The 23,133-nt window shown below is 40.7% G+C and carries 23 protein-coding genes; 19 read left to right on the plus strand and 4 right to left on the minus strand.

The genetic code is table 11. The features are described from left to right. Window positions 1-36: 36 nt before the first annotated feature. Complete coding sequence (locus tag FFM82_RS10010; RefSeq protein ID WP_137645697.1) at window positions 37-243, minus strand: hypothetical protein; 207 nt, start codon at window positions 241-243, stop codon at window positions 37-39. Window positions 244-419: 176 nt separating this feature from the next. Here FFM82_RS10010 and FFM82_RS10015 point away from each other — a divergent pair, with 176 nt between their 5' ends. Both FFM82_RS10015 and FFM82_RS10020 read left to right on the plus strand, forming a co-directional pair. After that, window positions 420-863, plus strand: coding sequence for a hypothetical protein (locus FFM82_RS10015; protein ID WP_137645698.1), 444 nt, complete (start codon window positions 420-422; stop codon window positions 861-863). Between the two features lie 174 nt (window positions 864-1,037). Beyond that, window positions 1,038-1,604 carry a hypothetical protein gene (locus FFM82_RS10020; protein ID WP_137645699.1) on the plus strand — a complete coding sequence of 189 codons (567 nt, stop codon included), beginning with the start codon at window positions 1,038-1,040 and terminating at the stop codon, window positions 1,602-1,604. A gap of 84 nt (window positions 1,605-1,688) precedes the next feature. Here the strand turns inward: FFM82_RS10020 and gdhA are convergent, their stop codons facing one another. Further along, window positions 1,689-3,044: an NADP-specific glutamate dehydrogenase gene (gdhA, locus tag FFM82_RS10025; protein ID WP_174795695.1), complete on the minus strand. Its 1,356-nt coding sequence runs from the start codon at window positions 3,042-3,044 to the stop codon at window positions 1,689-1,691. A gap of 222 nt (window positions 3,045-3,266) precedes the next feature. On the opposite strand from gdhA, the gene FFM82_RS10030 reads away from it, so the two are divergent. Then, window positions 3,267-4,295 carry a serine hydrolase domain-containing protein gene (locus tag FFM82_RS10030; RefSeq protein ID WP_225425680.1) on the plus strand — a complete coding sequence of 343 codons (1,029 nt, stop codon included), beginning with the start codon at window positions 3,267-3,269 and terminating at the stop codon, window positions 4,293-4,295. A 248-nt stretch (window positions 4,296-4,543) separates the two neighbouring features. After that, on the plus strand, window positions 4,544-5,653 hold the full coding sequence (gene wecB / locus FFM82_RS10035; RefSeq protein ID WP_137645701.1) for a non-hydrolyzing UDP-N-acetylglucosamine 2-epimerase: 1,110 nt from the start codon (window positions 4,544-4,546) through the stop codon (window positions 5,651-5,653). A gap of 165 nt (window positions 5,654-5,818) precedes the next feature. Here wecB and FFM82_RS10040 read toward each other — a convergent pair whose 3' ends face one another. Then, a complete protein-coding gene (locus tag FFM82_RS10040) occupies window positions 5,819-6,760 on the minus strand; it encodes a glycosyltransferase family 2 protein (RefSeq protein ID WP_137645702.1) in 942 nt (313 codons plus the stop codon). A 119-nt stretch (window positions 6,761-6,879) separates the two neighbouring features. On the opposite strand from FFM82_RS10040, the gene FFM82_RS10045 reads away from it, so the two are divergent. The 14 genes from FFM82_RS10045 to FFM82_RS10110 all read left to right on the plus strand — a co-directional run bounded on the left by FFM82_RS10045 (window position 6,880) and on the right by FFM82_RS10110 (window position 20,586). Next, window positions 6,880-7,794, plus strand: a complete 915-nt coding sequence (locus tag FFM82_RS10045; RefSeq protein ID WP_137645703.1) for a YihY/virulence factor BrkB family protein — start codon at window positions 6,880-6,882, stop codon at window positions 7,792-7,794. 209 nt (window positions 7,795-8,003) lie between these two features. Further along, on the plus strand, window positions 8,004-8,720 hold the full coding sequence (larD, locus tag FFM82_RS10050; protein ID WP_137645704.1) for a D/L-lactic acid transporter LarD: 717 nt from the start codon (window positions 8,004-8,006) through the stop codon (window positions 8,718-8,720). A gap of 110 nt (window positions 8,721-8,830) precedes the next feature. Beyond that, complete coding sequence (locus FFM82_RS10055; protein ID WP_137645705.1) at window positions 8,831-9,490, plus strand: hypothetical protein; 660 nt, start codon at window positions 8,831-8,833, stop codon at window positions 9,488-9,490. 11 nt (window positions 9,491-9,501) lie between these two features. Further along, window positions 9,502-10,101, plus strand: a complete 600-nt coding sequence (locus FFM82_RS10060; RefSeq protein ID WP_137645706.1) for a P-loop NTPase family protein — start codon at window positions 9,502-9,504, stop codon at window positions 10,099-10,101. Window positions 10,102-10,378: 277 nt separating this feature from the next. Continuing rightward, window positions 10,379-10,873 (plus strand): PssD/Cps14F family polysaccharide biosynthesis glycosyltransferase, encoded by a 495-nt coding sequence (pssD, locus tag FFM82_RS10065; RefSeq protein WP_137645707.1) that lies wholly within the window; start codon window positions 10,379-10,381, stop codon window positions 10,871-10,873. 10 nt (window positions 10,874-10,883) lie between these two features. Then, window positions 10,884-11,378: a glycosyltransferase gene (locus FFM82_RS10070; RefSeq protein ID WP_137645708.1), complete on the plus strand. Its 495-nt coding sequence runs from the start codon at window positions 10,884-10,886 to the stop codon at window positions 11,376-11,378. 32 nt (window positions 11,379-11,410) lie between these two features. Further along, window positions 11,411-11,839: an FAD synthase family protein gene (locus tag FFM82_RS10075; protein WP_137645709.1), complete on the plus strand. Its 429-nt coding sequence runs from the start codon at window positions 11,411-11,413 to the stop codon at window positions 11,837-11,839. Window positions 11,840-11,848: 9 nt separating this feature from the next. Next, a complete protein-coding gene (locus FFM82_RS10080; RefSeq protein WP_137645710.1) occupies window positions 11,849-13,003 on the plus strand; it encodes a CDP-glycerol glycerophosphotransferase family protein in 1,155 nt (384 codons plus the stop codon). 24 nt (window positions 13,004-13,027) lie between these two features. Continuing rightward, window positions 13,028-14,170 (plus strand): glycosyltransferase, encoded by a 1,143-nt coding sequence (locus FFM82_RS10085; RefSeq protein ID WP_137645711.1) that lies wholly within the window; start codon window positions 13,028-13,030, stop codon window positions 14,168-14,170. Then, window positions 14,167-15,300, plus strand: coding sequence for an EpsG family protein (locus tag FFM82_RS10090; RefSeq protein WP_137645712.1), 1,134 nt, complete (start codon window positions 14,167-14,169; stop codon window positions 15,298-15,300). Before FFM82_RS10085 ends, FFM82_RS10090 begins: the two co-directional genes overlap by 4 nt. Window positions 15,301-15,403: 103 nt before the next feature. Further along, window positions 15,404-16,348: a glycosyltransferase family 2 protein gene (locus tag FFM82_RS10095; protein WP_137645713.1), complete on the plus strand. Its 945-nt coding sequence runs from the start codon at window positions 15,404-15,406 to the stop codon at window positions 16,346-16,348. A 35-nt stretch (window positions 16,349-16,383) separates the two neighbouring features. Further along, window positions 16,384-17,508 carry a polysaccharide pyruvyl transferase family protein gene (locus FFM82_RS10100; RefSeq protein ID WP_170178275.1) on the plus strand — a complete coding sequence of 375 codons (1,125 nt, stop codon included), beginning with the start codon at window positions 16,384-16,386 and terminating at the stop codon, window positions 17,506-17,508. Between the two features lie 609 nt (window positions 17,509-18,117). Further along, complete coding sequence (locus FFM82_RS10105) at window positions 18,118-19,506, plus strand: lipopolysaccharide biosynthesis protein (RefSeq protein ID WP_137645715.1); 1,389 nt, start codon at window positions 18,118-18,120, stop codon at window positions 19,504-19,506. Window positions 19,507-19,749: 243 nt separating this feature from the next. Beyond that, on the plus strand, window positions 19,750-20,586 hold the full coding sequence (locus tag FFM82_RS10110) for an acyltransferase (RefSeq protein WP_137645716.1): 837 nt from the start codon (window positions 19,750-19,752) through the stop codon (window positions 20,584-20,586). Window positions 20,587-20,898: 312 nt separating this feature from the next. On the opposite strand, the gene FFM82_RS10115 is transcribed toward FFM82_RS10110, so the two are convergent. Beyond that, complete coding sequence (locus FFM82_RS10115) at window positions 20,899-22,125, minus strand: IS110 family RNA-guided transposase (RefSeq protein WP_137645717.1); 1,227 nt, start codon at window positions 22,123-22,125, stop codon at window positions 20,899-20,901. Window positions 22,126-22,765: 640 nt separating this feature from the next. Here FFM82_RS10115 and FFM82_RS10120 point away from each other — a divergent pair. After that, window positions 22,766-23,068 carry a glycosyltransferase gene (locus FFM82_RS10120; RefSeq protein WP_137645718.1) on the plus strand — a complete coding sequence of 101 codons (303 nt, stop codon included), beginning with the start codon at window positions 22,766-22,768 and terminating at the stop codon, window positions 23,066-23,068. The last annotated feature ends 65 nt before the right edge of the window (window positions 23,069-23,133 follow it).

The raw sequence follows: 23,133 nt of genomic DNA on the forward strand, positions 1-23,133 counted from the left end.
TAAATTAAATGCACTTTTGAACGTTAGGCTGCATTTTTAATGGTGACGGGCCGTTCGGCGGTGGCTTTTTTTAACGTTTTTTTTGACGTGTTTACGTTTTGCTGGTCGGCGTTTTTTGACCCGTAAACGTAAGAAGGACGTGGTCGATCGTAGGCGCATTGCCTGAGCGTCGGTTGTTGGTAATCCCAAACCAACGGCTAACGTTACGACCATGATGGCTGTCAGTAACCGGTTCTTTTTCATTAAGACTCCCCCAATCTTTGCTATAAGTTTACGGGGAAGGGCGGGCGACGTCAATTCTAGCAAGTAAAGCTTTACTTAGCGTTAACAAAAACTTTAACGAAAAGCACGTAAATGTGATTGTATTTTAAGTCATTTTCCTTTATGGTGAAGATATTATATAAAAGGGGTTTTCGGTAATGAATATTGAAATTTTAAACTCAGCAATTCAAGATTTACACTTTACCATTGTTTACGATCGTGATGAAAGTAAGGATGAACCGGGTCAAGGTCAATTCAGTTACACGACCGCTAATCCAGACGTTAAGAAGACGTTTGGTGACGACGTGGTTCAAGCCCAATTAAACGTCACCTACAAAGAAGAAATGTACGATTTAAGCGCCACCGTTTTTGCAATTGTACGCTTAAGCGGGGAAATGGTTGGTATTATCGAACGTCAGGCCGACAACAAAAAGGTTGAAGACGACGAACAAGAAATGGTCAACAACTTGAACGGGGCCATCATTCCGGCCTTATCCGCAAAGGTTCGGGCCTACGCCGCCTTACTTTCAACTGAAGCTAGCAACTTTGCAATTATGCCAGCGGACTTTGGCGACACGGAACCTAATGAAAGCAACGACTAAGCAGACTGAGCCTACCATTGTGGTGGGCTTTTTTTTACGGTTGGCATGAATTTTGAAAGCGCTATTTCGGGTGCTATAATGAAGACGAGCACCGGTTACGGTTGGTAACTGGTGGGGTGTTCGTACGGATCAGTTACCGGAACCCGGGTTTCGGTAACGAGGGGAGTGATCAGGATGTTTAAACCAACGGCTTCAATTTTTAAAAACCATCAGATTGCGGGGCATTACCGGGCAATTGACCGGGCGCAAAAGTGTATCGTCCCGTTCCATTTTGAAATTCAGGGGCGTGAGTATCCGGAACCGGCACGAGAAAGTAATTGGTTGCGGCGGCTTTCAGGGACGCGCAGTGAGCGGCACGCGGTAGTGGAATTGACGCCTAGTAAGGTGATGATTTTATGGTCACCGGAACAACGCAATTTAGGTGAAATGCCACTGAGTCAAATTCGGTGTATTCAAATCGGGGCGATTCGCTGGCACGCGACGGAAGGGCTGGATCCACGGCACGCGTTTCGAGCGACCATCTTTGTACTCACGGATGCAGGCAATTTCTATTTTGCCAATTCGGATATGGAAGTCTTACCGGCCATCTTTAAATTTGCGCATCAGCACGGCATTGCCGTGGAAGATCCGCTACATTTGATTCCACTCCTGAAAGTCGGCTGGCACGTGGCCGCCAAAACGTTGCACGCGACTTATAAAGAATTGGTGGCGCATACGGGTTATCCGGAAGGGAAAGTTTAATATAAAATTGAGTATAAAAATGGCATGACCAAGACTACAAGGGTGTCTTAGTCATGCCATTTATTATGCTTTAATTGGATCTAATTAAACTAATCCCTGTGCCAACATTGCATCCGCGACCTTAGTAAAGCCGGCGATGTTTGCACCACTCAGGTAATCACCACTGACACCGTATTGGTCAGCAGCGGCAACGGAATTTGCGAAGATATTTTGCATGATCTTCTTTAAGCGACCGTCGACTTCATCGAAGGACCAGCTTAACCGCATGCTGTTTTGGCTCATTTCGAGGGCGGAAACGGCAACCCCGCCGGCATTGGCAGCTTTTGCCGGACCGTAGAGCACCTTTGCTGCTTTGTACGCAGCAATTGCATCCGGATTACTTGGCATGTTTGCACCTTCCGCAACGACCTTGGCGCCGTTAGCGATAATCGTTTGCGCCTTGGCGCCATCGATTTCGTTTTGAGTTGCGCAAGGTAGCGCAATGTCGTAAGCAACGTTCGCCGTCCAAACGGAACCTTCGTGGTAGGTCGCGCTGTCAACGCGGTCGGCGTATTCCTTAATGCGTCCGCGTTCAACTTCCTTAATCTGCTTAACGACTTTAAAGTCGATGCCGTTTTCATCAATCACGTAGCCGTTTGAATCGGAACAGCTGATGACCTTACCACCTAGTTGTTCCACCTTTTGGATGGCGTAGATGGCAACGTTACCGGCGCCGGAAATGGCGACCCGTTTGTCGGCAAAGGTCTGCTTGTGAGCTTTCAACATTTCATCGGTGTAGTAAGCCAAGCCGTAACCGGTCGCTTCAGTCCGGGCGAGTGAGCCACCGTAGCTGAGACCCTTACCGGTTAATACCCCGCGGTCAGCACCACGGAGCCGCTTGTATTGACCGTACAGGAAGCCAATTTCACGGCCACCAACGCCAATATCACCAGCGGGAACGTCGGTATCCAAACCGATGTATTTGCTGAGTTCAGTCATGAAGCTTTGGCAAAAGCGCATGATTTCGTTGTCGGACTTGCCCTTAGGATCAAAGTCGGAACCACCCTTACCGCCACCAATCGGTAACCCGGTCAGGGAGTTCTTAAAGATTTGTTCAAAGCCTAAGAATTTAACGATGCTCAGGTTAACGGAAGGGTGTAGCCGTAGCCCACCTTTGTACGGGCCGATTGCCGAGTTGAATTGTACCCGGAACCCCCGGTTGACTTGGGCGTACCCCTGGTCGTCTAACCATGGTACCCGGAATTGGATAACGCGTTCGGGCTCGGTCAGCCGTTCCAAAATGTTGGCTTCGATGTATTCAGGATGCTGTTCGAAAACGGGGGTCATCGTTTCCAAGAAATCGTGAACGGCTTCCAAAAACTCGGTTTGGTTTGGATCACGATGTTGAACCACCGCGTATACGTGTTGCAAATAGTCAGTCGCTTTGCTCAAATTAATCATCCTTCCATGTATAAGTTAACTTTGTGATTTTAGTCTACTGGTTTCGTTCGGAAAATGCACGAGTTAAAATCACTAATTTTCAATGCTATTTTAGTGATTATGTTGTATCCCACAGCTATCAAGGTAACCGAATTTGGTTCGGATGACTAACATTAGCGTGTGTATCCGTGCATTTCTCCCCCACACCAAGTACGCTAAGAAACGTGATTGGGGGAGTCGCAAATGAAAAGATGCTGGCGCGACGGTTTTGTCGCGGTGATGTTAGCTTTAGTTGTGTTCTTATTGGGATGGGGGCGCTACGCGGTCAATGACGAGGCGACGGCAGTACCGGTTAACGTGCATAAGCGGCGCCTCCCACCGGTGCACCGGAAAAGTCCGTCTCAGTCAGTCGATAGTCGAACGCACAAAACTGTGACGGGGTTGTTAACCGAGGCGCAGGCACTAAAACAAATCGATCAATTGGTGAAAAGTCATCAAATTATGGGGACGCTATTATTAACAACTAACGGAGCAGCGGGAGTGCGCATCAAAACGTACGGGTATGCCGATTTAGCAACGCAGACTCGGAATCAACCCAATGAGGCCTACCCGCTGGCTTCGCTACAAAAGGCGTTGACTGCCACGGTTATTCAACAGTTGATCAACCAGTATAAGCTTAAGATGACGACGCCGTTGAGCCGTTTTTACCCACAAATCCCGTACGCACGAAAAATCACCATTCGCCAGTTATTAGACCACCGTTCCGGTATTCGGATGGCTGAACCGCAACCTCAGGTCGTGTTACCCACGGAGACGGCCCAAATCGACTTTACGTTACGGAACCTCCGGTCAACGGGGGACCACGCCTATTTTTACACCAATGCCAACTTCACGTTGCTGGCGGGGGTGATACGGCAGGTGAGTCACCGGTCCTACATGACGATGTTACGGCGGACCATCATTGCCCCCTTGGGTTTAAAGCACACTTTTGCGTATAACCAGATTCCCGGCAACGTGGTCGATCCGGATGCTTACCGGTTAAGTAACGGTTTTTCGGCGGCAACGCTCATTTCAAAGCCACTCCAGTCCAGCGAGCTTGGCTGTGGTAGTCTCTATATGAGTGTGGGGGATTACTACCGCTTTATGCTGAGCTTACAGCAGGGCAAACTAGTCGGCCAAGCCGGGTTGCGCGAATTGACTAGCAATTTCACGCCCCGTTATTCGGGGGGGCGTCTATTATCAGCCAAATGGCGATATCCGGGTCGGTGGTAATGATAATCAGTTCCATACTTATTATATGGGCAGTCGTGACGGTAAAATTGCGTTAGTACTGTTCGAAAATCAGGGGACCTTTACCGGTGATAACCAGGTGGCCTACCAAATTCTGGCAATTTTGAAACGGACGACCCCGTTTTAGCTTTTAAAGAAAGCGTAATTCTTATTATTCTTAAGTAGCCAGGTTTAACCGTAAACGGTATGATGAAGCTAATAGTAATTAGAAAATGTAGGTGATTAAAGGTATGGTAAAACCAATTAAAGTAATGACGATTTTTGGCACCCGCCCGGAAGCAATCAAGATGGCTCCGATTGTGTTGCAACTGCAGCAGCAGGAGCGCTTTGAGCCGGTCACGGTCGTCACGGCTCAGCACCGTGAAATGCTCGATCAGGTCTTGGAAATTTTTAAAATTAAACCGGACTATGATTTGAATATCATGCAGCCCAATCAGACGTTAGCCGGTATTACCAGCCGGGTGCTAACGAAGCTGGATGCCATTATGGAAGAAGTGCGTCCCGCTATTGTGTTGGTGCACGGCGATACCACGACGACCTTTGCCGCCAGTGTCAGTGCATTCTATCACCAGATTCCGGTGGGGCACGTTGAGGCCGGTCTGCGGACTTGGAATAAATATTCGCCGTATCCCGAAGAAATGAATCGGCAATTGACGGATGTCTTAGCCGACATGTACTTTGCGCCGACTGAACTCAGCCGCCAAAACTTACTGCAAGAACATCACCCGGACGCTAACATTACCATTACGGGGAATACGGCAATTGATGCGCTACACCAGACCGTTTCGAAAGACTACCAACATGAAGCGTTGTCGTTGATTGAACCGGGCCACCGCATGATTCTACTCACAATGCATCGGCGCGAAAATCAAGGGGCGCCAATGGAAACGGTTTTTAACGCGATCAAGGACGTGGTGCGCCACCATCCGGACGTGGAAGTCGTTTATCCGGTGCACCTGAGTCCGGCCGTGCAAGAAGTGGCGCACCGGATCTTAGGTCATCAGGACCGGATTCACCTGATTGAACCGTTGGACGTGTTAGATTTTCATAACATGGCAGCCCGCAGTTACTTCATTATGACCGATTCTGGCGGGGTTCAGGAAGAAGCGCCGTCGCTGAATAAACCGGTCCTGGTCTTGCGCGATACAACGGAACGGCCTGAAGGAGTCGATGCGGGGACTCTGAAACTGGTCGGGACGGATGGCGCCAAGGTCACGGCGGCGATGAATCAATTATTAGATGACCACGGTGAATACCAGCGGATGGCTGAAGCTAAAAATCCGTACGGTGACGGGCATGCCGCTGAATACATTCTCGATGCAATTTATAATCACATATAAAATATAATAATTAAATATATTTACAAATTATGAAAAGCGTTGTAAGATAGTCCCCGACATAGTGGTTATTCCAACATTGACGTGGAATAAAAAAGGCGCAACCGGCCTCCGTCCCCGGAGTTGGTTGTGCCTTTTTGTGTTGATGAAAATGACATGTAAACTGAGTTACTTCTTTTCTTGAACGATGTATTGCGGTCGGTGCTTGGTTTCCAAATAAATTTTGCCGATATAATTACCAATAATACCCAGACAGAAAAGTTGAACCCCACCGATGAACAGCATAATCGTTACCATCGAGGCCCAACCACCAACGCTGTTGCCCCAAATAATTTTACGGATAATAACAATGAAAATGCTAATCACAGAAATGAAGGACAGCAGGCTTCCCAAGAAGGTTGCAATCTTTAAAGGAACGTCTGAAAAGTCAACGATGGCCTCAATTGAGTAATTAAATAATTGCCAAAAGGACCAGTGGGTTTCACCAGCTGCCCGCGGCGCGTTTTCAAATTTAAGGTAAGTGGTTCGAAAGCCGACCCAGTTGAAAATTCCCTTAGAAAAACGATTATATTCTGGTAGTTCCAGGATGGCGTCAACCATTTGGCGGGTCATTAAGCGGTAATCGCGGGCGTTCGGAATAATTTGGACTTTTGAAATACGGTTAATTAGCGCGTAAAATGAGCGTGAGAAAAATGAACGAATCGGTGGCTCACCTTTGCGATCTTCGCGCATTGTACCGACACAATCGTAGTCGCCGCTTTCTAGCGTGGTCAACATTTTAGGTAGTAACTGTGGTGGATCTTGAAGATCAACGTCCATTACCGCGATGTAATCGCCAGTGGCGTGTTGTAGCCCGGCGGCGAGTCCCGCCTCCTTGCCGAAGTTCCGGGAGAAGGAAATATAGTGGACTGTTTCCGGAAAGCGTTCATGAAGTTTCCGAAACTCAGCAAGGGTCCCGTCACTAGAGCCATCGTTGATAAAGAGGTACTCGTGGTTAATATCGCTGAAGGTGTCACGATTGTCTGCAAAAACTTTTTCGACCGTGTCAAAGAAGAGTGGAACGGTCGGTTCCTCATTATAGCAAGGAACAATTAGACACATTGTTTTCATGCGTGGTAGTCTCCCCATTATTTTCTATGCTTATAGCTTATCATATTTGCGTGTAGGATGTTTTCTAGTTGCAGGCCATGTATAATTAAACTTATTAGATAACTATTGGAGATTAACTCATGAACCTTAAAAACCGTTTTCCAAAAACAAATAAATGGTTGGCAATCATTATTCGCCGCTATAGCCAGGCCAATGTGAGTAATAACGCCATTGTGCTGGCCTACTACGCGTTGATGTCAATTGCGCCAATTATTTTGATTGTTGGGAACATCGTGGCGCGGTTTAACTTAAAAACCGGGCAGATTCTAGCTTACGTGCAAGAGGTGATGCCGAGTAACGTTTACCAAACGTTTAAACCAATCTTAGTGTCCTTCTTGTCGAGTGGCAGTAGTAGCAGTCTGTCAATTGGGATTATTGTGACGATTTGGTCGGCGTCCAAAATCATTGCGGCGGTTCGCCGGAGCCTTAATGAGGCCTACGGTGTCGATAATGCGCAGGGTGCGATTGTTACCCGCTTGATTGCATTTTTGCTCACGCTTGGGTTACTACTCCTCATCGTGGCAATGGCCATGTTTTTCACACTTAGTCAGGTGATCATGGACACACTGTTGGCTTTAACGCACACATCGCAATCCTTTCTGCCAATGTGGTGGCGCCAGTTGCTGGACAACAAGAACTTGATTACCTTCATTGGGATGTTTCTCGGGGCACTATTGTTATACTACTTCGTGCCGAATGCCCAGGTTCGGTTACGCTACGTTTGGCCGGGAGCGTTGGTCACGACGATCGGTTGGATTGTAATTTCACAGGGATTTCGGATTTACATCGAGTTATTTGCAAAACGGGTGACGACTTATCAAACAATTGGTAGTCTGATTGTCCTAATGTTCTGGTTGAACTTTTCGGGCATCTTACTGATGTTCGGGGGCGTGGTCAATGCAACCGTCCAGGAATGGTTCGAACACACCATTAAACCCAAGTCACCGCGGGTGATGCGCCGCTTGAAACGGGGACTGACTAATTTACGCAAATAATTGACCATAATCGGCTGTTTCAGGACATTATCCTTGGCAAGAATGAAAAAATCAGGTAAAATCGGAACATTTTTACAAATTCCATTTCATTAGTTCTTTTTTTGTGTATAATGGATAACATGTGAAAAATGGTCCGTTACTTTCTGAAAGTTCAGGTGCCTATTTCAACTAATAAACGGGCGTCGCGAACGCCACAGGAGGAGAACGTCGTGATTCATCAGCTTTTGGCAGAGTTCATGGGAACCGCCTTGATGATTATTTTTGGTGTCGGAGTTCATTGTAGTGAGGTTCTGAAGGGAACCAAGTACCGTGGATCCGGCCATATTTTTGCAATTACCACTTGGGGTTTTGGGATTACCATTGCCTTGTTCATTTTTGGTGATGTTAGTATTAACCCAGCAATGGTGCTGGCGCAGTGTATTTTAGGAAATATTTCCTGGGCACTGTTCATTCCGTATTCCGTTGCCGAAGTCTTGGGTGGGGTTGTTGGTGCCGTGATTGTCTGGATCATGTACGCCGACCACTTTGCAGCGTCAGCTGGTGAAATTTCTCCAATTACCATTCGGAACCTGTTCTCAACGGCACCGGCCGTTCGGAACTTACCCCGGAACTTCTTCGTCGAATTTTTTGATACCTTTATTTTTATTTCTGGAATTTTAGCCATTTCTCAGGTGAAGACGCCGGGTATCTTACCGATTGGGGTTGGGTTACTTGTCTGGGCCATCGGGATGGGACTAGGTGGACCGACCGGATTCGCCATGAACCTTGCCCGGGACATGGGCCCGCGGATTGCTCACGCGATTTTACCAATTGAAAACAAAGCTGATAGCGATTGGCAATACGGGATTATCGTACCAGGGATCGCACCATTTGTTGGGGCGGCTTGTGCGGCGGTATTTATGAATGCTTTCTTTGGAATTAATTAGTTTTTTAATCTTCCAACATTAAACGTGTATTGCTTTGTTTATCAGGATTGTGTACCATGTGATACGTAACTTTTAAACAAAATTAGCAGACGCCAATGGTGGAGGATATGATGGATTCTATATACGAGGTTAATGGTAAGGCCATTACAAGATTTTTTAAACGTTATTTAGTCGTTATAATTATTACTGGTGCGATTTTTGCCTTTATCGGTATGGGGATATCGTTGATTACTCCAGGTATTAAATATAGTGCAAATAGCGCACTTGTTCAGAATGACAATAATTACGTGGTCGTTCGGCTATTTCCTAATTACGTCAAATCGAGCTCATTTGAAAAGCAGGTAAAAAAAGCCGTTGGTGAGTCTAAATGGCGTAACCAAACGTATGGAGAAGATTATCAGGTGTCGGCCTCTACTGCTAGTTCAACCACTACTCAAGTAACGCTGACAGTGGTGAGCTCAAAAAAAGCGTTTTCGAAATATTTAATAACGACAGTAACTAAAGCTTTTGCCCGGAATGTTAAAAAGTCACTTCCCCGGGCAAACGTATCGATTATGAATATTAACAGTAAGCCGGTAGTATTCCACTTAAAGGTACAGCTATTTAAGGTCGGATTGATTGGATTCTTGTTGGGAGCTTTAGGTGCGGCACTGTTTTTACTAAGAAAGATGGTATTCGTTGGAGCTGTTGAAGACAATCGATATATTAGTGATGTTTACGGTATTCCAGAACTGGGATCCATGGATGTCGAAACTAATAGGGTGAAATAGGTGACGTGACCATGGATGAAATTAAGAATGTAATTCGTCAGATTAATACCAATTTGCAACGGCTTAATCAAGATGCAAAGTCGATAATGTTCGCATCAGTTGATGATACTGCAGCACAGCAAACACTGTTAGTCAATATGGGATTAATGTATGGCCGTGCGGGTGAGTCAGTTTTAATCGTAGATACCGATTTTAGTAATACTAGAATTGCCAGTGCTTTTAAGTTAGAACCAAAGTCTGGGTTAGCGGAATATATTGCTGATACAAGTATTACGGAAGCGCAAATGTGTTCAAAGTTATCTACGACTATGCCTGTCGAAGTAATCGTATCAGGTAATACTGGTAACGAAAGCCAATCGAGTTTGTTGAATGATCCAAGGTTTGATAGTCTGCTGAATTCGGCTAAAAATCGCTTTGACCATATATTGATCAATACTGCATCGTTACCCAAGATTGAGTCGTTGGAGAACCTATCTCGAAATGTTGATGGCTGTATTTTAGTGGTCAAACCTGACGTTACAGAAAAGAAGAAAGTGTTTCGTGCTTATCAACAGTTCAGGCAAGCAGGCACCCCAGTTTTGGGGTATGTAAATATTAATCGAACACTTTAAGTTTTTCAATAATTAGAAAGATACGACTTTGTGAGCACCTATATCCAGTTGAAGGGTATAGGTGCTCTTTATGGTGGATTTAAATCTTAAAATTGTCTTTGGAGTTTTTATAGCTAGATTTCTAGGATAAGCCAATGTATTTTTAATGGTTATGTTAAAAAATAACGATTGTAATATTCAATTTTGAAAAAGATAATAATTGTGATAAACTCTTAACGTTATGGATAATTCCGGACATAAATAGGTAGTGTAATCACGCATTCGTTTAGTTAATTAAATGAATAATATTTCTAAGAAAGTTGAAGGGGTCGTTTTGGAAAAGTTAAAGGTTTGTTTAGTTGGGTCTAGCGGGGGGCATCTAACCCATTTAACGATGTTAAAACCCTTTTTGAAAGATAAAGATCGATTTTGGGTAACCTTTGATAAGGCAGATGCACGTAGCCAATTGAAGCGTGAAAAAATGTATTCGTGTTATTACCCAACAAACAGAAGTATTAAAGCGCTAATTAAAAATACGTTCCTTGCGCTTAAAGTAATTAGAAAGGAACGTCCCGATTTAATTATTTCTTCAGGGGCAGCCGTAGCGGTACCTTTTTTCTACATTGGGAAGCTCTTTGGGGCTAAGCTAATCTATATTGAAGTGTTTGACCGGATTGATAAGCCGACTATAACGGGAAAGCTGGTTTACCCGATTACGAATCGCTTTATAGTAGAATGGGAAGATATGAAAAAGATTTACCATAAGGCCATTAATTTGGGAAGTATTTTTTAGGAGAATTACGATGATATTTGTAACTGTAGGGACTCACGAACAACCATTTAATCGACTTATTAAAAAAATCGACGAATTAAAACGCGATGAATTATTTGGTGATGATGTGGTTATTCAAACTGGTTATTCTGACTATAAACCAAATAATTGTGAACATAGTAAATTTTTTGGACACGATGAGATGCAACAATTGGTAAAAGACGCAAGAATTGTGATTACTCATGGTGGACCTTCCAGCTTCATTATGCCATTACAAGTTCAAAAAGTTCCGATAGTAGTTCCACGCTTGAAGGCCTTCAATGAACATGTAAATAATCATCAACTTGATTTTGCTAGGCAAGTTGCAACACGGCAAAAAAATATCTTAGTTGTTGAGAACATTGATAATCTAGGGCCAACAATTCATAATTATGAAAGTGAAATTTCTAAATTAAACGGCTCGCTGGAGAGTAATAACAGCCGTTTTAATAAGTCACTTCAAAATATGGTTGATGATTTATTTTAGCGAAAACTATTAGTGAGGACTGGTAAATAATCATGCGGAAATTTAAGAGGGGCTACACACAGGGGGTGTTCGACATGTTCCATGTTGGTCACTTGAATCTGATTAATAATGCAAAGGCACAATGTGATTCATTGACTGTCGGGGTTAATGCAGATGAGCTGGTTAAGGCTTATAAGGGCAAGGTGCCGGTTGTGTCTGAAGATAATCGGGAAAAGATCGTGGCTAATATTAAAGCTGTAGATCACGCCGTAATTGCTGACACGCTCGATAAAACGAAACAGTTAGAAAAATATAATTTTGATGCTATCTTTATTGGCGATGATTGGAAAGGTGATCCACGATGGGAACAAACCGTTAAGGATCTTGCCAAGCAAGATGTTGAAGTAGTCTTTTTACCAAGAACTCAGGGAGTTAGTTCAACTGGTATGCGAATTGTTAAAAATGATCGAATCGATGGGTAGGTTAATAAATTGATTAAGAATGTGTTTTTAAAAAATTTACTGATTGGCTCCGTATTTAAAGGGATTTCGGGTGTTAATCAATTTATTCCTAAAAATGATCAGAAAATACTTTTATATTCTGACCTGGGATTTAGAGATAATGTGAAGTATCTATATGACTACTTAATTCAGCATAATTACAATGAAAAGTATCAGATTATTTGTGCAGTAAAGGGCTATCAAAAATTTACGGGTAGTGCTCCTAAAAATGTTGTTTTTACACGACCTTTTAGTGGTATTTTTGCGTATTTGCGAACTACTCATGTGTTTTATTGTTTTGGTAAACTTCCAATTAGTGCAACTCGTAAACAGAAGGTTATCCAAATGTGGCACGGCACTTCATTTAAAGGATTTGCACAAAATCAGACTCAAACGGGCGCTAATGCAAACTCATTCTACACTTATGTTTATGCCAGTTCACCTTATTTCGTACCAATCGTCGCGCGCAAATTTAACGTTGACAGAAATCATGTTGCAATTTGTGGACATCCTAGAACAGATGTATTTTATGAGCCGAAAGCGAATTATGCGTTAGGTGATTTTAAAAAAATCCTCGTTTGGTTGCCGACTTTTCGGCAATCTAAACGACTCGGTCAAACGGATACAAAACAAGACTCTATTTTGCCTTTTCTAGCAGACTCAGAATTGGCTCATTTTAATGATTATTTGCAGGAGAAGGATGTCAAAGTTATTGTTAAATTGCATCCGATGCAAGATGTTTCGGAAATAGATCACGCTGGCTGGAAAAATTTAGTATTGATGAGTAATAGTGAGTTTGAAAAAAGTGGTATGGATTTATATCGGCTTTTGAATTTAAGTGATGGGTTACTTACGGATTACTCCTCTGTTTTTTATGATTATTTGTTGCTTGATAAACCTATTGGTTTTACGGAAAGTGATGTTGAAGAGTACGAGAAAAAGCGTGGCTTTGCAGTTGATCCTGATAAGTTTCGACCGGGACAACGAATTCGGCAACAAGCTGATTTAAGACTGTTTATTGAAAATGTTATCACTGGCAATGATGCTTTTAAGCCAGATCGAAAAAAAATTAATTTAATTGCTAATAGAAACCAGAATGGAACGAACAGTGAACAATCATTGAAACTATCAGATATTCATATGTAAATTTGTTAGCTTGGAGGTCAAAGCATGTTGCGGATAATGCAAATTAATAGTGGACAGCGGTATGCCGGGGTTTCCGCCATGATTTATCATCTTTATCAAAATATGGATCATGAAAGAATCCAGTTTGATTTTGTTGCACCAAAAACATCCTCTTTCAGTATCTATAGAAAGCAGATTGAGGATGCAGGTGGACGTATCATTGAATTAAAAACAAGCGGCAATTTTATTAAGCGAAAAATCCAGTTTTTCAAAAGGCTGTCACACCTTATAAAGGAAAATCAATATGAGATTGTACATGTGAACTCGGGATCAATCTTTTTGAATATTCAGGTTTCTTGGATTGCAAAATTTTGTGGTGTGAAAACGATTATTGCTCATTCGCACACGGGTGGGAATATTCACCCATTTTTAACGTTACTAACTAAGCTGACTAAGCCATTATTAGAATTTGGTCCTAACCTTTATTTCGCTTGTTCAAACAGTGCGGCTAGGTTTATGTTCTTACCCAGTCGGATTAAGCGGCACGATTATACTGTTATTGATAATGGTATTAAAATTGAACAGTTTAAATTTAATTCTAAGGTGCGAACAGATTATCGTTCAAAATTGGGGCTAAATGGTAAAACGGTTTTTTTACACGTCGGACGGTTTCAGAGTGTCAAAAATCACCATAAGTTGGTACAAGTGTTTGCTGACTTTCATAAAGCACATCCAAACTCTGTCCTTTTATTAGCCGGCGAAGGAGAATTGTTAGACAGCGTTAAAAATCAGGTTAAGCAGCTTGGCCTATCTGTAGACGTGCGGTTTTTGGGTCTCAGAAAGGACGTTGCGAGTTTAATGTCAGCAGCGGATATTTTCGTACTACCATCTTTATTTGAGGGCTTGCCAGTAGTAGGAGTTGAAGCGCAAGCTGCCGGTTTGCCTATCCTTTTTTCAAGTTCGATAACAGACGAGGTTAATTTAATTCCTGAGAGTAATTTCTTTATGGACTTAAAAGCTTCAGATGCAGATTGGGCGCAAGCCGCTCAGCAACTGGTGGATAAAAATAAACAAGCTGATCGAACAATTGCTGCAAAAAAAGTGGCGCGAGCGGGTTATTCATTACCTGTGGTTGCAAAACAAGTTGAACAAATTTATTTGCAACGTGCGAGTGGAGAAGTTAAATGATAGTTTATCTAGGGATGTTTTTGATTGCTAGCTGTTTTGCGTTCTTTTCGGAATATGAGTTACGACGAACGTTACCAGATTTAAGACAATATACGGTCACTGCAAAATTTAAAAGGTCGAGAATTTTATTTTGGCTGGCTGCGATACCTTATTTCATTATTGCGGCTTTACGGTATCGTGTTGGAACTGACTATTTAACGTATATTCAGATACAGATTCCACAGTTATTGCAGGGGAACGATGCACGTCTGAAGTTCGAGTATTTATACCAGTTTGTCATCAAAATTGGTATGTCACTTGGTGGCACGCAAGTAGTCTTTGCGTTAACGCATTTGATATTTTTATTCTTTATTTGGAAAGCGGTACAATTTTTTTCTACGGATTACGTAATTAGTTTGTTTATTTTTATGTTTGGTTGTTATTATAATCTGTCACTGAATATTATGCGTCAATCAATAGCGATGGCTATATTTTTAATGGCGACAGTTTATATTGTTCGGTCAAGCCCTGTTAAATACGTTGTAACAGTTATTGGTGCAATGCTATTTCATAAGACTGCAATTATTTATTTACCAATGTACTTACTGAGCAAAATTAAAGTTCGAGAGCGAATGGCAATTTGCACTGTTATAGTACTAGGCGTACTTGCTAGTCCTATTAGAAAAGTACTAGTTTGGCTTACGGACATTACTGGAGTATACGCTTCCTATTTTAATAGTCGCTATGATGTTCTTGACCGACAGTGGGACTTAATTCTTTTTAATTTATTTATTTTATTAATGTATGCTTATCTACATCATTTTTTCTCGAAGGCAACACCAGGTTGGGTATATGAGCATACGTTGATCAGTAAGGTTAATGAAGAACGATTTAACAACCTGTTTTTTAACTTGCAGGTAATTGCCACGGCATTTGCGGGATTATCGTCTGTGATTCCGAACAGCACTAGAATTATTATGATGTTTTCATTGGGACAGATTATCTATGTTCCGTATTTAATTCAAAAGATTCGGGATGTTGCGTTACGTAGATGGTTCTTGTTAGTATTTATTTTTTGCTATGTAGGAATTTTTATTCGACTAATTATAATGAAAAATTTAGGAGAAACGTTGCCTTACCAGTTTATATAGTTATGCAAAACAGTAGGATGGTTGATCCAAACAGTGAGTTAGTTTTCGCATTTAGTGGGTATTGAGAAACTTAATTATTTAAGACAATTGTGGGTGAAGTGAGATGAATAGTTTAGTATCTGTTATTGTCCCTATCTATAATGAGTCTAAATATTTAGATTCTTTTTTTTCTATGCTTGACAAGCAAACATATCACAAGCTAGAAGTCATCATGATAGATGATGGATCAACAGATGGCTCTTTAATGATGTTGAACAAAAAAAAGCGTGACAGTAAGTACAAGATAATTCATCAGGAAAATTGTGGAGTATCAGCGGCAAGAAATGCTGGTATTAAACATGCTAGCGGTAAGTTCTGTGTATTTGTAGATGCTGATGATCAATTTGATGACTGCTATATACAGTACCTAGTTACTGCTATTGAAAAGAGTAACGCACAACTCGTTTCGTGCGGATACAGTGAATTCAAAATTAATGAAGGCGAAATATTTCGATATTCACAAAAAAATAGTAGTGAAAATTTAAATTTTGCCGTGGCTAAGATAGTTACGCATCACGAAATGGGATCAGCGCTTTGGAACAAGATTTTTAAAACCGAGATTATTTTGAAGAACAATTTAAAATTTAGTGTTGATATAGCTGTTGGAGAAGATTTATTGTTCGTTATTAGTTATTTAACCCATGTAAAAAAATGGGTCGAAATTCCCTATGTACTCTATCATTATCAGCTTAATGATTTTGGCACCATGCAAAACTATAAAACTGCGAAAGAATTTAATCAAAATTGGTTAACTGAATGGAAAGCACTCAAATTAGCACAGATACACTTAGCAAGTGCTGAAAAGCGCTATGTATTTGACGAAAATATTTTGCATGCTAAGAGATTAAGAGTCGCTATAAAATTGCTGGGTAGAAGCAAACAAATGAATTATAAATCTAAGGAAATTTTTGAGTTACGACAGTATGTACGCAAAGGACTTATTACTGTATTAACAAGTAAACAGTTTCCTCCGAAGCAGGTGTTGAAGGCATTATTGGTTAGCTTTTAGCCATTACTAATTTTTCAATGTTGAAAGGAATACAGATGAAACTTGCAATTGATACTATTGTAGATTATTCAAATTATGGCAATCGGCTCCAAAACTACGCATTACAAACAGTTTTGGAGAATTTGGGGCATGAAGTAGTCACGTTAAGAAACTACACGCACGTTGTACCTTCTGAGCCTAGAAAAAAAAGACTGTTGAGGCTATTAAAGGAGGGGCACTTTCTTGATAAGGGACGACGAAAAGTTATAAAAAGGATTAAACGGTTACGACAATCTAAAAAATATAATCAGTTAAGGATCAATAACTTTATTGCATTTACTAACGATTATATCCATGAAACGAGTGCAACTGTTACCCAAGAGTCTACTGATTTTTCTTTTGACAATAGTATCGATGGATACGTTGTCGGCAGTGATCAAGTATGGAATTGTAACTTTTCTCGTTTTTCAGGTTTTGATTTTATTTCATTTAGCGACAAGCCCCGAATAAGTTATGCAGCTTCCTTTGGAATTTCGGAGATTCCTGACAAATTTGTTGATGTCTATCGTGAAGGCTTGGCTAATTTTAATGCCATTTCTGTGAGAGAATTGGCGGGTAAGCAATTAGTGGAGTCGCTATCAAATATGTCAGCCGAAGTAGTACTGGACCCAACGCTATTGCTAGAGCCAGAAGATTGGCTGGAGCTAACAAATGGAAGAAAAAGGTATACTGAAAAATATGTACTTGTCTATTTTCTAGGAAAGCAAAGCCGTGAGGACAAGCGGTATATTGAAGCGTATGCAAAAAAACATGGGTTACAGATTAAGACGTTAGCAACGTATGATGATTTGGATCTATGGGTGGCAGATCCAGCTGAATTTATTAATTTATTCAGTCAGGCAGATGCAATTTTTACGGATTCTTTTCATGCCTGTGTCTTTTCAATAATGTTTGAAAAGTATTTTGAAGCCTTTTCTAGAAGATATGATGGCCCATCGATGGATTCTCGGCTTGAAACATTGTTTGCAGACTTGGGGTTGAGTGATCGTTGGCACACAAATGTTATCACTAACAATAACAATTCTGTTGATTACAGCGTGGTTAAAAATAAACTGCTTAAACGACGCGCGGAATCTCTGCATTTTTTAGAGCAAGCTTTACTAAAAATGAAAAGGGCATAACTAAAAATTGAGTGAAAAAAGTTTTAATTACGTTATATAAAAATCAGTTGATAACCAATATAACTTTGGTGTTGGAACGTGGATAATTGATGGTATCAAAAATAAAATGGAATTAGATAAATTTGTTGTTTACCATCCGGTAAAGAGTGATTCGAGTGTTATTTTTACGCAATGATGGGGTTGATGTTTTGAGTAAACCTGCTTATCTACTACTTAAAAAAGTCAGATATTGCTAATGAATTATTTGTCTGGATTTAAAATCTGAGTGCAATACTTAAAAAAATTAGATCAAAAGGACCATGAACATCTATTCTTAAATCACCACAAGGTAAGAAGGAGGTACCTTCATGGCACATAACCAGAACACCATCGCTCAGTATTACCAACAACTTCAGCATTGTGAACGGTGATGTAATTATGCCACGCTAATCTGACGGCTAGTCTTGCCAGTGTACTTCATCGCGCTACGGTCAGTCGTGAATGAAACGGGAAACGGTCCGTCAGATTGGGCCTATTCAAATGATTAAAGAAAATAACCCAGTTTTTAAATTAGAATGTACTAGAATAATCTTTTGAAATAACTAAAATTTTAGGCTTGAAGGAGTAAACATGGAGAGGTATAAAAAACTTTTTTCTAATTCAGCCATTTTTGCAATTGGAAACTTAGGCAGTAAAATGATTACGTTTTTGATGGTTCCGCTATATACAAGGTACTTAACGACAGCTGAGTATGGACAGTCTGACGTAATGTGGACGTTAGTAAGCCTATTAACGCCTATTTTGACCTTATCGATTATTGATGCAGTTTTTCGATTCTCTTTAGATGAGGACTCTGACAATACGAGTGTGTTGTCTAATGGTGTAATCATTAGTTTAGTTAGCGCAGTCCTTTGTTTGCTTCTTTCACCCATACTGGCCCGCTTTCATTATGGTATCTATGTCTGTGTTTTAACATTAGCAAGTGCCGTTGAATCTATGTTCCAACAATTTGCAAGAGGAATAGGCAAGTCAAAGTTGTATGCTAGCACAGGAATTGTAATGTCGGTCATTACTGTAGTTAGTAATATCATTATGATTGTTTGGGTTGGTTGGGGATTATTCGGTTATCTAGCGTCAATGTTAATCGCACAACTTGGAGGATTTGTGTACTTGTTTATAGCTTTGCGAGCGTGGCAATATATACAGTTCTCGAAGGCAAATATGGTTCTTGCTAAAAGAATGTTGATTTATAGCATTCCACTGATTCCTAATGCAGTTTCGTGGTGGTTGAGTAATTCTGCTAATAAGATTTTTATTGCGTTGATGCTCGGCGCGGCAGCAAACGGAATTTATGCGGTTGCTAATAAAATTCCATCATTAATTTCGGTTTTTTACACTATTTTTACCCAAGCATGGCAAATTTCGGCAGTTGAGGAGTATAAAAGTAAGGACGTTGGGCGCTTTTTTAGCACGGTTTTAAATGCGACCTTGAATGTATTATTCATTGGTGTGGCTACATTAACATTATTTTCTAAGGTGTTTGTTCATATTTTATCTACGCCTGCCTATTATTCAGCGTGGCAGATTGTCCCCTGGCTTTCATTAGCAGTCTTGTATTCTTGCGTTTCATCCTTTATTGGGACCGTATATACTTCATCGATGAAAACTGGACAGATTTTATACACTACCGTAGCTGGAGCTGTCATTAACGTTTTGATGAATCTTATCTTGATTCCCATCTTTGGCGTTGTTGGAGCGGGAGCAGGAGCCGCAGTATCTTTTGTAGTTGTTTCTTTATTGAGACTGCGAGGATCACAAAAGTTTGTCAATATTAAGTTGGATTGGAAAATTTTAGTGGTATCACAGCTCCTGATATTTATTGAGATTTGGCTAATGCATCAAGTGAAGGCTCCTTTGGCTGTTGCTATGCTCATTTTAACGGTGGGTGTATTGGTTATTCTTAATCTAAGACCTTTTATTCCGTTGGCGGCAAAATTAAGACAGCGTCAAAAACATTAGGGTATGAATTCTTAATCAGTATTTTTTAATATTATCAGCTAAATATGGATGATAAATAGAGTGTGGAATAACACGTAATTTGTGATAGTAGGAGTAGTGAAATTGGAACGTTTCGGAAGAAAATCATGGGTCAATATTCGGGGACTTGCAATGCTTAGAGTCATTTTGATTCATATTACTGGACCATTTATGTATCAGGGAAGTGCCTTTAACAAGGATTTATTTTATCTATGTGTTAATTAACTGTCACGATTCGCGGTTCCAATATTTTTTATAGCGTCTGGCTACGGATTAACGGTAAGTAATAGCTATTCAGGCGATTTAATTTGTTTTTATAAAAAAAGATTAAAATTAATTCCTGCATACCTTGTTTGGACAATGATTTATTTTATTCAAACTAAAGCTAAGTTATCAGTGCCAACTGTATTGAGTGGTGTATTCTTAGGTAGTTCGCGATACCATATGTACTTCATAACTGTTTTGATCTTTTTTTGTTTAATTTATCCATTTGTGTATATGTGGTTTAGCCAAACTCTTGGTTTTGTTATTGCAGCTGTAATAAGCGTAATTGGACAAGTGGTATTTTTAGCCGGATCAACTTTTGAAGTTCATTACTTTTTAAACTTCCTAGTATATTTTGCATTGGGCATCTATCTTGCGAAGCGAGATAGAATGAAAAAACTGGTACGACATGCTAATGTCAGTGTTGCTATTGGGATATTGGTAGTGTTAAGTACGTCTATCTATTTTAAATATTTCACTGATAGAAGCCAGTCGCTTGTAACAACTAGTATGCGACCAGCCGTCTTTTTGCTCTCTATAGGCATGGTAGCTTTTGCAATGAAACATCTAAGTAAGCCAACCAAATTTTTGAGTTTAGTAGATCGCCAATCTCTGAATATTTACTACGTTCACCCTATAATGCTTATGGTGATTCAAAAATTATTGCAAGAAAGTCCACTTCCAAGCCTTCTTTTGTTTATTATTATAACGTCATTTGTAATATGTGCTTCAATAATTTTTGCTATTCCTTACAGTTGTACTATTAAAAAAATCCCAATACTAAGAAATGTTTTCTAAGGAAAGTACACGTGAAAGACTCTCGTTTTGTAATATAAGTTAGGATTACGCCAACCTTTTAATTTTTATATCAATTGTAGGTTCTATTTATCTGAAATACAGAGAAATAGGCCTTTTTCTACGTTTTGTCAATAGGAATGCTGTTAAATCGATGTTTTATGACGAGGAGTTTAGGGCCTAGGTTCCGGAACGAAAAACATCGTTCCGGAACCTAGGCCTTATTACTATTTTTTGAGTGATTTAGACCCAACTAAATAAGCCTTGGAGGTATCAAATTTTTTTCAAGGCTGGTATGATAAATTATAGCGAATGTTACTTCGATTGAGGGCTTAGCTCATAGGAGTAAGGTTGATTCGTTTTTATCAGGTATAGGATTGTTTTAATCAGGCGATCCATTTGACGGACGATGAGTTTCTTCTTTGAAGAAGAGGCTTCTCGTCTTTTTTCGTATGCATCGCGAATATGATTATTACCCATTTTAGGATTAAGCATAAGAATGACCGTCCAGTATAGAATCCGACGTGCGTGAGGATTACCATGTTTTGTAATATGCCTTGCTGATTGATGGTCACCAGAGTCAATTTCCGTTGTATCAAGACTAACATAGCTATTCAACTGTTGACGAGTATCGAACCGCCGGATGTCACCTAATTCGCTAATTAGCCGAATGGCGGTACTGCCACCGATGCCAGGAATTGTTTGAAGAAGCGTAAACTCCGGCAAGGATTTACCTAAGGTCATCATGCGCACGACCTGCTGGTCCTGCGCTGCTTCTAGGGCAAGAACTTGCTCCGCCAAAGCTTCCATTTGCCGTGTGTTATCCGAAGTAACGGGTACCGCATCACCATTTTGAGCGGCTAGTTTCCATAGCTTGCGTGCGGCATCGTGAATACGTCTAGCGCCCATCCCTTTGAAATGTGCTGCCGATATACGTGCTTCTAACGCGTTAAGGTCGCCAATCTCACGAACGATTTGTGCATGTGGAAAGAGCGTTAGGAGTTCCCAAGCTAGCTTTGTATCGAAGTTAAAGCTACCCTTGGAGGCCCCAAATGACGCAAATACAAGCTGTAAGACACGATGAGCTCGATTGCGGGCCCGTTTCTTGTCTTCATTGAGTTGGTCGTAGTAACGGTTCATATCTGTTAATTCACGATAGATGGGATTCTGTTTATAAGCTAGAAGATATGGTTCCAGCTGTTCGGTAAACTCGGTAATCGCCAGTCGACGTGCGTCTCGTTGATCGTTTTTTCTCAGTCGTGAACCAGTGGCGATACGATTTTTAGCTGCTAGTGGGTTTAAAATGTGATAATTCAAACCTGCTTGCTGAAGAAAATATTCTAAACGCCGGGAGTAAACACCAGTTGCTTCAAAAACGATTTCCGCTTTTTCATTGAACTGAAACACGGCGTGTTTCAGCTCATTAAACCCCAATAAATCCAAAGAGATGGTTAGTTCTTTGACGACTACTAAATCAGTCACTACCGCAACGTTAGCTTTGTTCTTACTGACATCGATTCCAATTATTGTTCGCATCATCATATACCTGTCTTTCTGAAGTCTTCACGTCAGTTTTAGTAATCTCGTTTTCAAAACACGGCTTCAAGAGCCCAAATACTTTGATCAAATTGACTAAAACCAGTGAAGCGGCCATTTTTTAATACGGTCTCAAGGACCCAAAAGCCGTACGGCCTATCTTCACTACCACTATAAAGTAATAGAGGCATAGGAGCACCCCGTCGGGTAACTTCTATGCCTCTAAGCTTAGTATTTTTTTATGGATAAATTGAGAGAGAAGAGTAGTAGCACAAATGATAATTATTTTTGTTTTTACAAAATTATTAAGTAAATATATATTCTCTGTAAAATGAACTTCGTAGACTTATTTCTGGTGAACATAGAATTTCGTTAGTTAAGTATTAATATATTTAATCGCTAAGCCAGAAGAATGCAAAAGCGAGATAGACAGTGGATAAGGTTAGTGAATAATGTTAAATATTCAAAAAAACACAATGGGATTCGTTTGTTGACTTAAACAAATTAATTGTAATTACAAATTAAATGTCTGATATCCAAGGTTCAACAGCTATTAATCCGAACAAATCCCCCCTATACTTATGTTAAAGTAGTAATCATATAAAACCGAAGTGTTTATAGAACCATCGAGTTTTGGGGGATTTGTATGGATAAAATTGCATGTGTCATTGTGACGTATAATCGGAAAAGGTTAATGGTCGAAGCGTTAAATAGCGTTTTGACTCAAGAGCAGGCACCCGAGTACGTTTTTGTGATTGATAACGCCTCGACGGACGGCGTAGCGGAATTGTTACACGATCGGTTTGCCTTTGATCAGCAGCACCTCGTTTATTATCGTAGTCCGAAAAATTTAGGTGGGTCGGCCGGATTTGCGCAGGGGATTAAGCTAGCGCTCAGAACCGATTGCAACTGGGGTGGGCCTAGAATAAAAAGTGTACAAGTTAAATAGAGACTCTGATTTAGTATAATTAAGGAAGTAAATTGGAGGATCAAATAATGACGAAGCACAGTTAT

The organism is Lactiplantibacillus plajomi, from assembly GCF_005405405.1.
Classification (GTDB): Bacteria; Bacillota; Bacilli; order Lactobacillales; family Lactobacillaceae; genus Lactiplantibacillus; species Lactiplantibacillus plajomi.